Source organism: Cedecea sp. VD22, assembly GCF_037150195.1.
In the GTDB taxonomy this organism is placed as follows: domain Bacteria; phylum Pseudomonadota; class Gammaproteobacteria; order Enterobacterales; family Enterobacteriaceae; genus Cedecea.
Window position 1 is genome coordinate 19525 of sequence record NZ_JBBCPX010000002.1, and the last position, 13954, is coordinate 33478.

The following is a 13954-nucleotide window of genomic DNA, read 5'->3' on the forward strand; positions in this document are numbered from 1 at the left end:
CGAACGTGTGCCTGCTCGGGTACACTGCGGAGATTAACAATGCTTGGTGATAAAGGCGGTAAATGTGGATCTGATTGCTGACTATGGACTTTTTTTGGCTAAAGCGGTGACCATCGTGGTGGCAATTGGTGCCATTGCACTTATCCTAGTGAACGTTGCGCAACGTAAGAAACAGGGCCGGGGTGAACTAAGGCTGACGAATCTGAGCGAGCAGTATCAGGATGTACAGCAGGAGATGCAGGTCGCTATGCTCGACCCGCATCAGCAGAAGCTGTGGCTTAAAGAAGAAAAGAAAAAGCTTAAGCTCGAAGCGAAGCAGGCAAAGGCGCGGGCTAAACGTGGCGAAAAGGCCAGTTCAGGCAAGCCGACGCTTTACGTCCTCGACTTTAAAGGCAGTATGGATGCCCACGAAGTCAGCTCGCTCCGTGAAGAAATTACCGCCGTGCTATCAGTTGTTAAACCCAAGGATGAAGTTTTGCTGCGCCTGGAAAGCCCTGGCGGAGTGGTTCATGGCTACGGGCTAGCGGCATCACAGCTCCAGCGCTTGCGGGACAAAGCCGTGCCTTTAACCATTGCGGTGGATAAAGTGGCGGCCAGCGGCGGCTATATGATGGCGTGTGTGGCCCAGCGCATTGTGGCCGCGCCCTTCTCGATCATCGGCTCGATTGGCGTTGTCGCGCAAATCCCTAACTTCCATCGCCTGCTTAAGCGCAATGACATCGACGTGGAGCTGCACACCGCGGGGCAGTACAAGCGCACGCTGACCCTGTTGGGTGAGAATACTGAGCAGGGGCGTGAGAAGTTCAGGGAAGATCTCAACGAAACGCATCACCTGTTCAAACAGTTTGTCAGCAGCATGCGTCCGGGCCTTGATATTGAATCAGTGGCTACGGGCGAGCACTGGTACGGTACCCAGGCGAAAGAAAAAGGTCTGGTTGATGACGTGGCGACCAGCGACGATCTGCTGCTGGGGATGATGAAAGATTTTGACGCTATTAATGTACGTTATTTGCAGCGTAAAAAAATGATGGACCGCTTCACCGGTAGCGCGGCGAATAGCTTAGATCGCCTGCTGTTGCGCTGGTGGCAGCGTGGTGAAAAACCACTGCTGTAAAGCAAAAAAGCGAGGCGTTTAAGCCTCGCTTTTCGTTTAGCCCTGCAGCGTATACTTTTCTGACAGGACGTGGGCCAGGTGTTTAAACATATTAAACACCGCCGTACTCTTCGGCGTGGGCAAACCTTGTTCGTCCAGGAAGTATTCTCCACTAAAGACCAGCACGCCGTTTTTTTGCTCCACGCCGGTGGCTTCCATTCCGTGCAGGAAATCCTCATGTTCACGAATGATTTTGTTCGCCTCTGCGAGGAGGGATTCGCGGTCAATAGGCTGAGTTGTCTCTTGCATGATGTTCTCCTTAAAAAACTGGCGCTAGTTTACGTCCGCTTGAGGGAAAAGGGCAAATTTTCCCTGTAAACCCTGTGGCCTTAAAAAAGTTAACCGTGCTGGCGGGATCCGGTATTGCATGCTAATAAAGTTGCGTAACATATTTTATCAGGTAGAGTGTGACGCTTTCGCAAATCTGGCAACAGAATTGCTTGACATTCGACCAAACTTCCGTCGTGCTATGCCACTTGTTTGAGACTTTAGGCCTTTAATACCCGACGAGTGAGCCGTGGGTGTTGCAGGTTATTGAAAAAAAGAGTTGATCTCCTTCTACGCTGCCGCAATATAAAAAAGCGCGTCGCCAGTGGAAGGTGAAAATTTGCGACGTATTCCTGGAAGAATTAAATAGGTAAAGGTGAAAATGGGTAAAGCTCTCGTTATCGTTGAGTCCCCGGCAAAAGCCAAAACGATCAACAAATATCTCGGAAACGACTACGTGGTGAAGTCCAGCGTCGGTCATATCCGTGATTTGCCGACCAGTGGATCAACCACCAAGAAGAGCGCTGACTCTACCGCCGCCAAAGGGGCCAAAAAGGTCAAAAAGGATGAACGCGGAGCGCTCGTCAACCGTATGGGTGTCGATCCCTGGCATGACTGGGATGCTCATTACGAAGTGCTGCCTGGCAAGGAGAAAGTGGTCTCCGAGCTGAAATCACTGGCAGAAAAAGCAGACCACATCTATCTCGCAACCGACCTTGACCGCGAAGGGGAAGCCATTGCCTGGCACCTGCGGGAAGTTATCGGTGGCGACGACACCCGCTACAGCCGCGTGGTGTTTAATGAAATCACCAAGAATGCGATTCGTCAGGCGTTTGAAAAGCCCGGTGAACTGAATATTGACCGTGTGAATGCCCAGCAGGCGCGCCGTTTTATGGACCGCGTTGTGGGCTATATGGTGTCTCCGCTGCTGTGGAAAAAAATTGCGCGTGGCCTGTCTGCCGGGCGCGTTCAGTCCGTGGCCGTTCGCCTGGTGGTTGAGCGTGAACGCGAAATTAAAGCGTTCGTCCCGGAAGAGTATTGGGAAATCGATGCCAACCTGTCGACGCCGAAGGGCGATGCGCTGCCGGTACAGGTGAGTCACCATAAAGACAAACCGTTCCGTCCGGTTAACCGCGAGCAGACCATGGCGGCCGTTAGCCTGCTTGAAAAAGCGCGTTACACCGTTCTGGATCGTGAAGACAAGCCGACCAGCAGCAAACCGGGGGCGCCGTTCATCACTTCCACACTGCAGCAGGCTGCCAGCACCCGCCTTGGCTTCGGCGTGAAGAAAACCATGATGATGGCGCAGCGTCTTTACGAAGCGGGCCACATTACCTATATGCGTACTGACTCTACTAACCTGAGCCAGGACGCGGTGAGCATGGTACGCGGCTACATCGAAGAAAACTTCGGTAAGAAATACCTGCCGGCGGATGCCAATCAATACGCCAGCAAGGATAACTCTCAGGAAGCGCACGAAGCGATTCGTCCTTCTGACGTGGCCGTGCAGGCGGAAGCGTTAAAAGACATGGAGGCGGATGCCCAGAAGCTTTATCAGCTGATCTGGCGCCAGTTCGTCGCCTGCCAGATGACGCCAGCGAAATACGACTCCACCACGCTGACGGTGGAAGCCGGTGAGTACCGTCTGAAGGCGCGTGGCCGCACGCTGCGCTTTGATGGCTGGACGAAAGTGATGCCTGCGCTGCGCAAAGGGGATGAAGATCGCACCTTACCGGCGGTGAATCCGGGCGAATCTTTGACGCTGGTTGAACTGCTTCCAGCCCAGCACTTTACCAAGCCGCCCGCGCGTTTCAGCGAAGCGTCGCTGGTGAAAGAGCTGGAAAAACGCGGGATTGGCCGCCCGTCCACCTATGCCTCTATCATTTCAACCATTCAGGATCGTGGCTACGTGCGCGTTGAGAACCGCCGTTTCTACGCCGAAAAAATGGGTGAAATTGTTACCGATCGCCTGGAAGAGAACTTCCGCGAGCTGATGAATTACGACTTCACGGCGCAAATGGAAAACAGTCTTGACCAGGTGGCCAATAACCAGGCCGAGTGGAAAGGCGTGTTGGACAACTTCTTCACTGATTTTAGCGGCCAGCTTGAGAAAGCGGAGCAGGATCCGGAAGAAGGCGGTATGCGTCCGAACCAGATGGTTCTGACCAGCATCGACTGCCCAACCTGCGGCCGTAAAATGGGGATCCGTACCGCGAGTACCGGCGTGTTCCTCGGCTGTTCTGGCTATGCGTTACCGCCGAAAGAGCGCTGCAAAACCACCATCAACCTGGTACCGGAGAACGAAGTTCTTAACGTGCTGGAAGGTGACGATGCGGAAACTAACGCCCTGCGTGCCAAGCGTCGCTGCCAGAAGTGCGGCACGGCGATGGACAGCTACCTTATCGATCCGAAGCGCAAGCTGCACGTGTGCGGTAATAACCCGACCTGTGATGGCTACGAAATCGAAGAGGGTGAATTCCGCATCAAGGGGTATGACGGCCCAATCGTTGAGTGTGAGAAATGTGGCTCCGAAATGCACCTGAAAATGGGGCGTTTTGGCAAGTACATGGCTTGTACTAATGACGAGTGTAAAAATACCCGTAAGATCCTGCGTAACGGCGAAGTAGCGCCACCGAAGGAAGATCCGGTGCCGCTGCCAGAGTTGCCGTGTGAGAAGTCTGACGCGTATTTCGTGCTGCGTGATGGCGCCGCTGGTGTCTTCCTGGCCGCGAACACGTTCCCGAAATCTCGTGAAACGCGCGCCCCGCTGGTTGAAGAGCTGCATCGCTTCCGCGATCGCCTGCCTGAGAAGCTGCGCTATCTGGCCGACGCTCCTCAGGAAGATCCAGAGGGGAATAAAGCGTTCGTTCGCTTTAGTCGTAAAACGAAGCAGCAGTACGTGGCTTCTGATAAAGACGGTAAAGCGACCGGCTGGTCAGCCTTCTTCGTTGACGGCAAATGGGTCGTTGGTAAGAAATAATTCTGCCTGAACCTGTGAAAACCGGAGCCTGTCTCCGGTTTTTTTATGGCGCCTTATATAACTCGTTTATTATCTTTTTATCCCATCTATACAAAGTAGCTATAACTGATATAGTGAGTAAAGCAATGTCAATTTTCGTTTTTTCTGCGTCTTAACCCCGCCCATTGCGCCGGGGCCTTTGACCCTGGACGGTAAGCTATGAAATTACAGCAGCTGCGTTATATCGTTGAAGTCGTAAACCACAATCTTAATGTCTCTTCTACGGCGGAAGGGCTCTATACCTCTCAGCCGGGGATCAGTAAGCAAGTTCGTATGCTGGAAGACGAACTGGGAATACAAATATTTGCCCGAAGCGGAAAACACCTGACCCAGGTTACGCCAGCGGGGCAGGAAATTATCCGTATCGCCCGTGAAGTGCTGTCGAAAGTCGACGCCATCAAATCCGTTGCCGGAGAACACACCTGGCCTGACAAAGGCTCGCTCTATGTGGCGACAACCCACACACAGGCCCGTTATGCGCTGCCTGGCGTGATTAAAGGCTTTATTGAGCGTTATCCTCGGGTTTCACTGCATATGCATCAGGGCTCGCCGACGCAGATTGCAGAGGCAGTTTCCAAAGGCAATGCCGATTTTGCTATCGCCACCGAAGCGCTTCATCTCTATGATGACCTGGTGATGCTGCCTTGCTACCACTGGAACCGCTCCATTGTGGTTACGCCCGATCACCCATTGGCTTCGAAAGAGTCGGTTAGCATCGAAGAGTTGGCGCAGTATCCGCTGGTCACCTACACCTTTGGTTTTACCGGCCGTTCCGAGTTGGACACTGCTTTTAACCGCGCAGGGTTAACGCCGCGAATCGTCTTTACCGCCACCGATGCCGATGTGATTAAAACCTATGTTCGCCTGGGACTCGGAGTAGGGGTCATTGCTAGCATGGCGGTAGATCCGATTTCAGACCCGGATTTAGTCCGTATCGAAGCCCAGGGCGTATTTAGCCACAGCACGACGAAAATAGGTTTCCGTCGCAGCACTTTCCTGCGCAGTTATATGTATGATTTTATTCAGCGTTTTGCGCCACATTTAACCCGTGACGTGGTGGATACCGCCGTGGCATTACGCTCGAACGAAGATATTGAAGCGATGTTTAAAGATATAAAATTACCCGCCAAATAATTCCCCAGGGTATCTTCGGCACATCCGAAGATACCCGAGTCATTATTAAACAAGAATTAAACGCATTTCTTCGTCTATTCCCATTCCCGTAAATAAGCCACATCCTACTAATGGTTATTGTGTCGCAATTAAGAGACACAGCTAGTAAATAATTCGTGGTTGCGCAAACCTGGCGTTTCGATTATTTATTTCAGGTCAAAAGATTAAATCTTTTCTCCTGCTTATTGCGCAATTTTTCTGGCTTTTGAGCTAGAGTTTCTTTAGGATTAATCCCAACTGGCGATTAGTTATACCGATTGTTTAGAAACGTTACGATAAGTGGTGTCGATTGTATGAGGCTAGCAATGTCTTCAGGCAGTGAGGAATCGCAGCAGGATCCATCCCTGAAACGTAAGGCATGGATGGCGGTGTTTTTGGTGTCAGCCTTGTTCTGGCTGGTTGTGGCGCTGGTTGCCTAGCATTTTTGGGGGTAGCTATGTCTACTCGGGATAGGGGTCCTGCACCTAAAGTTGTGGCCCGCAACAGCGGCAAACCACGAAAAGACGTTAAGAAAGAGGGAAGCACGCCACCTGAAGGCTGGACGCTGACGAAACAGCAGCAGGCCTTTATTGATTTGTTTTCTGAAGACGATAGCAAAAAACAATAAAATCGTTATTGAATTGTTTATTTTTTCTGCGGAATTAAACGTGCTTTTTATTTGCCGCAGGGCAACCTGTTATTCACTAATAATTACACACAGCAATACATTCTGGTGATTGCTTAATTAAGCAGTCTTGTTGCATATAGTCACATTGAGTTAACTCTATGAATAATCACAATGCCGTGAAATATTGGTCATGGATCGGTGCTTTCACGCTGTCTGCCTTGTTTTGGGTAGAAGTGCTGCGTGTCTTCGCGAATTAATCTTCGTTGAGTGGCTGAGCGCCGCTGTCTTACTGCTTCGAATAATCCTCCCGATTCGCCTCTCGCCCCGACATTCCGTTGGGGCGTTTGTTTATTCACGGTTTATTCCCTTCGCCTCATTTATCAATTTGGGTTGTTATCAAATCGTTACGGCAGGTTTGTGTTATCTTTAATAGTGACCCTGCGAATAATCAGGGCACTCGCTATCCCTGTCATAAAGGAGGAGCTATGTCGTTAACCCTACGCGAAGCCAGTAAGGACACTCTACGGGCGCTAAATAAAACCTGGCATTACTACAGCTTGCCGCTGGCCGCAAAAGAGCTGGGGGATATCAGCCGGTTACCTAAGTCGCTAAAAGTTTTACTGGAGAACCTGCTGCGCTGGCAGGATGAAGACTCCGTCACCCGCGAAGATATTCATGCCCTGGCCGGCTGGCTGAAACAGGCCCACGCCGACCGCGAAATTGCCTATCGTCCTGCCAGGGTACTGATGCAGGACTTCACTGGCGTACCGGCGGTGGTCGATCTTGCCGCAATGCGTGAGGCCGTTAAGCGCCTCGGCGGTGATGTGGCGAAAGTTAACCCGCTTTCCCCGGTCGATTTGGTGATTGACCACTCGGTGACCGTCGACCATTTCGGCGACAACGATGCTTTCGAGGAAAACGTTCGTCTTGAAATGGAGCGCAACCACGAGCGCTATGTCTTTCTACGCTGGGGCCAGCAGGCCTTCAGCCGTTTCAGCGTTGTGCCACCCGGTACCGGCATTTGCCACCAGGTGAACCTTGAGTACCTGGGCAAAGCCGTCTGGAGTGAAGAACAGAACGGCGAACTTGTCGCTTACCCTGACACGCTGGTTGGCACCGACTCGCATACCACGATGATTAATGGCCTTGGCGTGCTGGGCTGGGGAGTGGGCGGTATCGAAGCTGAAGCGGCGATGCTGGGCCAGCCGGTATCTATGCTGATCCCCGATGTGGTCGGCTTTAAGCTTGAGGGCAAACTGCGGGAAGGGATCACCGCGACGGACCTTGTGCTGACCGTCACCCAGATGCTGCGTAAACACGGCGTAGTGGGCAAATTTGTTGAGTTTTACGGCGACGGGCTTGATTCGCTGCCGCTCGCCGACCGGGCAACTATCGCCAACATGTCTCCAGAATACGGTGCGACCTGCGGTTTCTTCCCGATCGACGGCGTAACGCTGGAATATATGCGCCTCAGCGGGCGTAGCGAAGAGCAGGTGGCTCTGGTTGAAGCTTACGCTAAGGCGCAGGGCATGTGGCGCAATACGGGAGATGAACCCGTGTTTACCAGCACGCTCTCTCTAAACATGCATGACGTTGAGGCAAGCCTGGCCGGGCCAAAACGCCCGCAGGATCGTGTCCCGCTCGGCGGAGTGCCAAAAGCGTTTGCCGCCAGCAACGAGCTTGAAGTCAACGCTTCCCACAAAGATCGTCATCCGGTCAGCTACACGCTGGCGGGCGAAGAGCATCAATTGCCGGATGGCGCCGTGGTGATTGCCGCTATCACCTCCTGTACCAACACGTCAAACCCCAGCGTGCTGATGGCGGCAGGGTTGCTGGCTAAAAAAGCCGTCAGTCTGGGGCTGAAGCCGCAGCCCTGGGTGAAGGCCTCGCTTGCGCCGGGATCTAAGGTGGTCTCGGATTATCTGGCGAAAGCCAAATTAACCCCATACCTTGATGAGCTGGGCTTTAACCTGGTGGGTTACGGTTGTACTACCTGCATAGGCAACTCTGGTCCGCTGCCCGATCCTATCGAGCAGGCGATTAAAAAAGGCGATCTTACCGTGGGCGCGGTGCTTTCCGGCAACCGCAACTTCGAAGGCCGTATTCACCCGCTGGTGAAAACGAACTGGCTGGCCTCACCGCCGCTTGTCGTCGCCTACGCGCTGGCTGGAAACATGAACATCGACCTGACTAAAGAGCCATTAGGGCAGGATAAAAATGGCGCTGACGTCTACCTGAAAGACATCTGGCCGGGCAGCCAGGAAATTGCTGCGGCTGTCGCGCAGGTGACTACCGAGATGTTCCACAAAGAATATGCTGAAGTGTTTGAAGGTACCGAAGAGTGGCGCAGCATTGAGGTGGCGCGGTCGGCCACCTACGGCTGGCAGGACGACTCAACCTATATCCGACTGTCGCCGTTCTTTGACGAGATGGGCGCCGAGCCAAAACCAGTGGAAGATATTCACGGGGCTAACGTGCTGGCGATGCTGGGGGATTCAGTCACTACCGACCATATTTCCCCGGCGGGGAGCATTAAACCTGACAGCCCGGCGGGGCGCTACCTGCAGGGGCATGGCGTAGAGCGCAGAGACTTTAACTCCTACGGTTCGCGTCGTGGTAACCATGAAGTCATGATGCGCGGGACGTTTGCCAACATTCGTATTCGCAACGAGATGGTGCCAGGCGTTGAAGGCGGCATGACGCGGTTACTGCCGGGTGAAGAAGTTCTGTCTATTTATGACGCTGCAATGCGTTACAAAGAGCGGGGCATTCCGCTGGCGGTGATCGCCGGGAAAGAGTATGGCTCCGGTTCAAGCCGCGACTGGGCGGCCAAAGGCCCTCGCTTGCTGGGCGTCCGGGTGGTCATTGCCGAATCGTTCGAACGTATTCACCGCTCGAACCTTATCGGCATGGGCATTTTACCGCTGGAGTTCCCTCAGGGCGTCACGCGAAAAACGCTGGGGCTGACGGGGGAGGAAAAGCTGGATATTAGCGGGTTAAACCAACTGAAACCTGGCGCCAGCGTGCCGGTTACGCTGACCTTTGCCGACGGGCGCCAACAGGTCATTGATTGCCGCTGCCGCATTGATACCGGCAATGAGCTGACCTATTTCCGTCACGACGGCATCCTGCATTATGTGATCAGGAATATGCTGAAGTAAGAAACGACAAAGCCCCTGAAAAGGGGCTTTTTTACGAGATGAGCGTCTTTACTCAGACAGCAGATGGCCCATTTTGGCGGCTTTAGTGTCGAGATAATGCGCATTTTTCGGGTTACGGCCGACGATGAGCGGTACGCGCTCAACAATGTTGATCCCGGCTTCAGTCAAAATTTCGACTTTTTTCGGGTTGTTGGTGAGTAAACGCACGGCATCCACGCCCAGCAGCTTGAACATGTCGGCGCACAGCGTAAAGTCACGTTCGTCGGCGGCAAAGCCGAGCTGGTGATTAGCCTCTACCGTGTCGTAGCCTTTATCCTGCAGCGCATAGGCCCGGATTTTATTCAGCAGCCCGATATTACGGCCTTCCTGGCGATGGTAAAGCAGCACGCCACGGCCTTGTTCAGCTATGTGGGTTAACGCGGCTTCAAGCTGGAAGCCGCAGTCACAGCGCAGGCTGAACAGCGCATCACCGGTCAGACATTCGGAGTGGACGCGCGCGAGCACGGGCTCTTCACCGCTAATATCCCCGAAAACCAGGGCAACATGATCCTGCCCCGTTGCCACTTCTTCAAAACCCACCATCAGGAAATCGCCCCAGGGGGTTGGCAGTTTGGCTTCTGCCACACGTTTAAGCTGCATGTGATTCTCCAGGTACTTATTTTGACACCGTGGTGTCTGCCAGAAGTCTGGCCTGTACGTTAATGTCAGATATTTTGCCATAACGCGCGGTCGTTCGCTTCATTGACAGATTAAAAAGCCATTTTTGCCAATGACGGCATCGCGGTTTAACCTTCCTGGGCATTTTTCGGTTATTCTTTAAAGGCTTTCATTATCATGAGGTTTTCATGCAGGCAATAGCAAAACGCATCACCGCAGGCACAACGCTTCTGTTAATCATGCCGTTAATCGTCTGGTTCAGCGGCTGGAAATGGGCCCCTGGGGGCGATGAAAGCGTGTTAAAAATGCTTTATTGGGTCACTGAGACCGTGACGCAGCCCTGGGGAGTCATTACGCATGTTGTGCTTTGTGCCTGGTTTCTGTGGTGCCTGCGTTATCGCCTTAAGCCTGCGCTGATGTTATTTGCTATCCTCGCTGCCGCTATCCTTATAGGTCAGGGCATTAAGTCCGTTATCAAGAACAAAGTGCAGGAACCCCGGCCATTCGTCGTCTGGCTTGAAAAAACTCACCATATCACTACCGACCAGTTCTACACTTTAAAGCGTACTCAGCGTGCGGAACTGGTGAAAGCGCAGCTGGAAGGGCAGGATGAAATTCCCGGGTGGTTACGTAAACACTGGCAGTTCGAAACCGGCTTCGCTTTTCCTTCTGGTCACACGATGTTTGCTGCCAGTTGGGCGCTGTTGGGCGTAGGATTACTTTGGCCGCGCAGGCGGACGTTTACGCTGGTGGTATTGTTGTTATGGGCAACGGGCGTAATGGGAAGCCGACTGTGGCTGGGCATGCATTGGCCACGTGACCTGGTTGTCGCCACGATTATCTCTGGTTTGTTAGTTATTCTGGCGACCTGGCTGGCGCAGCGCTGGTGTGGGCCGCTGACTCCGCCTGCAGAAGAAGACCAGGAAATAGCCGAACGGCATGAAAAAAGTTGAGAATAGTGTTTTAACCCCCATTTCTTATGCATTCGGGGAGGTTAATGGATTCCCCGGTTTCGCCTGAAATGGTAGTTTATACCTCCGGGACTCATTTTTGGCATAGCTAAGCCAGCTGTGACCACATAACGGGATGTCATGTGAAATATTTACTCATTTTCTTACTGGTACTTGCCATCTTTGTGGTGTCTATCACTTTAGGGGCGCAAAACGATCAGGTTGTGAACTTTAATTACCTGTTAGCGCAAGGCGAGTACCGGGTGTCTACTTTGCTGGCGACGCTGTTTGCGGCAGGGTTTATTCTTGGATGGCTGATTTGCGGTCTGTTCTGGCTGCGCGTCCGTGTGTCCCTGGCCCGTGCTGAGCGAAAAATTAAACGTCTTGAGCAACAGGTTACCCCTACTACTGATGTTTCGGCGCCCGTTGTGCCGGCCGTGAAGGAATAATCTTTTATGTTGGAACTGCTGTTTCTGCTGTTACCCATTGCAGCCGCTTATGGCTGGTATATGGGGCGCAGAAGTGCGCTGCAAGACAAACAGCAGGAGGCCAGTCGCCTTTCTCGCGACTATGTCGCCGGGGTGAACTTCCTGTTGGCTAACCAGCAGGACAAAGCGGTTGATCTGTTCCTCGACATGCTTAAAGAGGACACCGGCACCGTTGAAGCTCACCTCACGTTAGGGAATCTCTTCCGCCAGCGTGGCGAGGTTGATCGGGCTATCCGTATTCACCAGTCGCTGATGGAAAGCGCGTCGTTGAACTACGACCAGCGTCTGCTTGCCGTGCAGCAACTCGGCAAAGACTACATGGCCGCCGGGCTTTATGACCGCGCCGAAGATATGTTCAGCCAGCTTATCGACGAAACCGACTTCCGCATCAGCGCGCTGCAGCAGCTGCTGCAAATTCACCAGGCAACAAGCGACTGGCAGAAAGCCATCGACGTGGCCGAACGGCTGGTTAAGCTCGGCAAAGACAAACAGCGTGTGGAAATCGCGCACTTCTACTGTGAACTTGCGCTGCAAAACATTGGCAATGACGACACGGACAAGGCCATGTCCCTGCTTAAAAAAGGGGCGGCTGCAGATAAAAATTGCGCCCGGGTCTCCATCATGATGGGGCGTATTTTCATGGAAAAAGGCGAATATGCCAAAGCGGTAGATTCGTTAAAACGCGTAATTGAGCAAGATAGCGAACTGGTCAGCGAAACGCTGGAGATGCTGCAGGTGTGCTATCAACAGCTAGGCAAACCTGACGAGTGGGAAACTTTCCTCAAGCGTTGCGTGGAAGAAAACAGCGGGGCAGTGGCAGAGCTTATGCTGGCGAGCATTCTCGAGCAGCGCGAAGGCGCTGAAACGGCTCAGATGTATATCAACCGTCAACTGCAACGGCATCCAACAATGCGGGTATTCCATCGTCTGATGGATTACCACCTGCATGAGGCGGAGGAAGGGCGAGCGAAAGAAAGCTTGATGGTACTGAGGGATATGGTGGGCGAGCAAATTCGCACCAAGCCCCGCTATCGCTGTCAAAAATGCGGCTTTACTGCCTACACCATGTACTGGCATTGCCCATCCTGCCGCGCCTGGTCAACGGTGAAACCAATTCGCGGGCTGGATGGGCAATAGCCCGCGTTTTTTAAAAATCCATACTTTAGTTACAACATACTATTAAATGCTTCATCGTCCCCAGCTTCAGCATCGTGCAACTTTCGCTTAGCAGGGGGCAATCGCGGCTGTAAATTTACCTGGCTGACGAGTAGAATGCTGCCGTTTAACTTTTTTGCGCCGCGCTGGTGCCCAACAGTCAGAAGGTTTTGCCATGAATTCAACTGCGTCATCCTCCTCCCGTGTTGCCACTGAATCGCCGATAGTCGTTGCTCTTGATTATGATAATCGCGATAGCGCCCTGGCCTTTGTCGACCGTATCGACCCGCGCGACTGCCGTCTGAAAGTTGGAAAGGAGATGTTTACCCTGTTTGGTCCACAGCTGGTGGGTGACCTGCAACAGCGCGGGTTTGATGTCTTCCTCGATCTGAAATTCCACGATATCCCGAACACCACCGCGCGGGCCGTAGCTGCTGCTGCAGAAATGGGCGTGTGGATGGTCAACGTTCATGCTACGGGTGGAGCCCGAATGATGCGCGCCGCAAAAGAAGCACTTGCCCCATTTGGGAAAGATGCGCCGTTGCTGATCGCCGTTACCGTTTTGACCAGCATGGAAGCCAGCGACCTGGCCGATCTGGGCATTACCGCCAGCCCGGCAGATTATGCCGAGCGTCTGGCGACGCTGACCAAAGAGTGTGGCCTGGACGGCGTAGTGTGCTCTGCGCAAGAGGCGGTACGTTTTAAGGCGGCGTTAGGCCGAGAATTCAAGCTTATTACCCCAGGCATTCGCCCGATGGGCAGTGATGCCGGCGATCAGCGCCGCATCATGACACCGCAGCAGGCTCTGCAAGCCGGAGTAGACTTTATGGTCATTGGGCGTCCGATCACCCAATCGGCTGACCCGGCGCAGACTTTGCGCGATATTCGCGCCTCGCTGGTGCAGGGGGCTTGATGAAAGACAATAACAGCCGGCTGGTTTACTCCACGGAAACCGGGCGTATAGACGAACCTAAAGTTGAAGTTCAGCGCCCAAAAGGCGACGGCATTGTGCGCATTCAAAAGCAGACCAGCGGCCGCAAAGGGAAGGGCGTATGCCTGATTTCTGGTATTGATGCCGACGATGCGACGCTGGCAGCCATTGCTGCGGAGCTGAAAAAGAAATGTGGCTGCGGTGGCGCGGTCAAAGACGGCGTGATTGAAATCCAGGGCGATAAGCGCGATTTGATAAAATCATTGCTTGAAGCGAAAGGCATGAAAGTGAAACTCGCGGGCGGGTAATTCGGAATAATATTAATTATTGGGCCACGGCAAATACCGTGGCCTTTTATTTTTACTGCTGTTAGTCAGACCTGAAAATTAACAC

The 13954-nt window shown here is 53.2% G+C and carries 14 protein-coding genes; 12 read left to right on the forward strand and 2 right to left on the reverse strand.

Features of this window, described 5'->3' with window-relative positions:
- Window positions 1-64: 64 nt before the first annotated feature.
- Window positions 65-1114, forward strand: coding sequence for a protease SohB (sohB, locus tag WFK85_RS06240; RefSeq protein ID WP_008461314.1), 1050 nt, complete (start codon window positions 65-67; stop codon window positions 1112-1114).
- A gap of 36 nt (window positions 1115-1150) precedes the next feature.
- Here the strand turns inward: sohB and WFK85_RS06245 are convergent, their stop codons facing one another.
- The gene (locus tag WFK85_RS06245; RefSeq protein ID WP_008461316.1) at window positions 1151-1402 is read right to left on the reverse strand and encodes a YciN family protein; all 252 of its coding nucleotides are present in this window, start codon (window positions 1400-1402) and stop codon (window positions 1151-1153) included.
- A 400-nt stretch (window positions 1403-1802) separates the two neighbouring features.
- On the opposite strand from WFK85_RS06245, the gene topA reads away from it, so the two are divergent.
- The 6 genes from topA to acnA all read left to right on the forward strand — a co-directional run bounded on the left by topA (window position 1803) and on the right by acnA (window position 9380).
- Window positions 1803-4400 (forward strand): type I DNA topoisomerase, encoded by a 2598-nt coding sequence (gene topA, locus WFK85_RS06250; RefSeq protein ID WP_008461318.1) that lies wholly within the window; start codon window positions 1803-1805, stop codon window positions 4398-4400.
- Between the two features lie 198 nt (window positions 4401-4598).
- A complete protein-coding gene (gene cysB, locus WFK85_RS06255; RefSeq protein ID WP_008461319.1) occupies window positions 4599-5573 on the forward strand; it encodes an HTH-type transcriptional regulator CysB in 975 nt (324 codons plus the stop codon).
- Window positions 5574-5917: 344 nt separating this feature from the next.
- A complete protein-coding gene (locus tag WFK85_RS06260; RefSeq protein WP_336707302.1) occupies window positions 5918-6031 on the forward strand; it encodes a YmiA family putative membrane protein in 114 nt (37 codons plus the stop codon).
- Window positions 6032-6048: 17 nt separating this feature from the next.
- Window positions 6049-6219 carry a hypothetical protein gene (locus WFK85_RS06265; protein ID WP_157141453.1) on the forward strand — a complete coding sequence of 57 codons (171 nt, stop codon included), beginning with the start codon at window positions 6049-6051 and terminating at the stop codon, window positions 6217-6219.
- A gap of 158 nt (window positions 6220-6377) precedes the next feature.
- Entirely contained in the window at window positions 6378-6476 is a 99-nt protein-coding gene (gene ymiC / locus WFK85_RS06270) for a small membrane protein YmiC (RefSeq protein WP_273969969.1), read from the forward strand.
- A gap of 228 nt (window positions 6477-6704) precedes the next feature.
- Entirely contained in the window at window positions 6705-9380 is a 2676-nt protein-coding gene (acnA, locus tag WFK85_RS06275; RefSeq protein WP_166992086.1) for an aconitate hydratase AcnA, read from the forward strand.
- A 48-nt stretch (window positions 9381-9428) separates the two neighbouring features.
- Here the strand turns inward: acnA and ribA are convergent, their stop codons facing one another.
- Window positions 9429-10019 carry a GTP cyclohydrolase II gene (ribA, locus tag WFK85_RS06280; RefSeq protein WP_008461322.1) on the reverse strand — a complete coding sequence of 197 codons (591 nt, stop codon included), beginning with the start codon at window positions 10017-10019 and terminating at the stop codon, window positions 9429-9431.
- A 206-nt stretch (window positions 10020-10225) separates the two neighbouring features.
- On the opposite strand from ribA, the gene pgpB reads away from it, so the two are divergent.
- The 5 genes from pgpB to yciH all read left to right on the forward strand — a co-directional run bounded on the left by pgpB (window position 10226) and on the right by yciH (window position 13869).
- Window positions 10226-10990 (forward strand): phosphatidylglycerophosphatase B, encoded by a 765-nt coding sequence (gene pgpB / locus WFK85_RS06285; RefSeq protein WP_166992090.1) that lies wholly within the window; start codon window positions 10226-10228, stop codon window positions 10988-10990.
- A gap of 140 nt (window positions 10991-11130) precedes the next feature.
- Window positions 11131-11436 (forward strand): LapA family protein, encoded by a 306-nt coding sequence (locus tag WFK85_RS06290; protein ID WP_008461324.1) that lies wholly within the window; start codon window positions 11131-11133, stop codon window positions 11434-11436.
- Between the two features lie 6 nt (window positions 11437-11442).
- Window positions 11443-12612: a lipopolysaccharide assembly protein LapB gene (lapB, locus tag WFK85_RS06295; protein ID WP_008461326.1), complete on the forward strand. Its 1170-nt coding sequence runs from the start codon at window positions 11443-11445 to the stop codon at window positions 12610-12612.
- A 193-nt stretch (window positions 12613-12805) separates the two neighbouring features.
- On the forward strand, window positions 12806-13543 hold the full coding sequence (gene pyrF / locus WFK85_RS06300; RefSeq protein WP_166992093.1) for an orotidine-5'-phosphate decarboxylase: 738 nt from the start codon (window positions 12806-12808) through the stop codon (window positions 13541-13543).
- Window positions 13543-13869: a stress response translation initiation inhibitor YciH gene (gene yciH, locus WFK85_RS06305; RefSeq protein WP_166873417.1), complete on the forward strand. Its 327-nt coding sequence runs from the start codon at window positions 13543-13545 to the stop codon at window positions 13867-13869. Before pyrF ends, yciH begins: the two co-directional genes overlap by 1 nt.
- The last annotated feature ends 85 nt before the right edge of the window (window positions 13870-13954 follow it).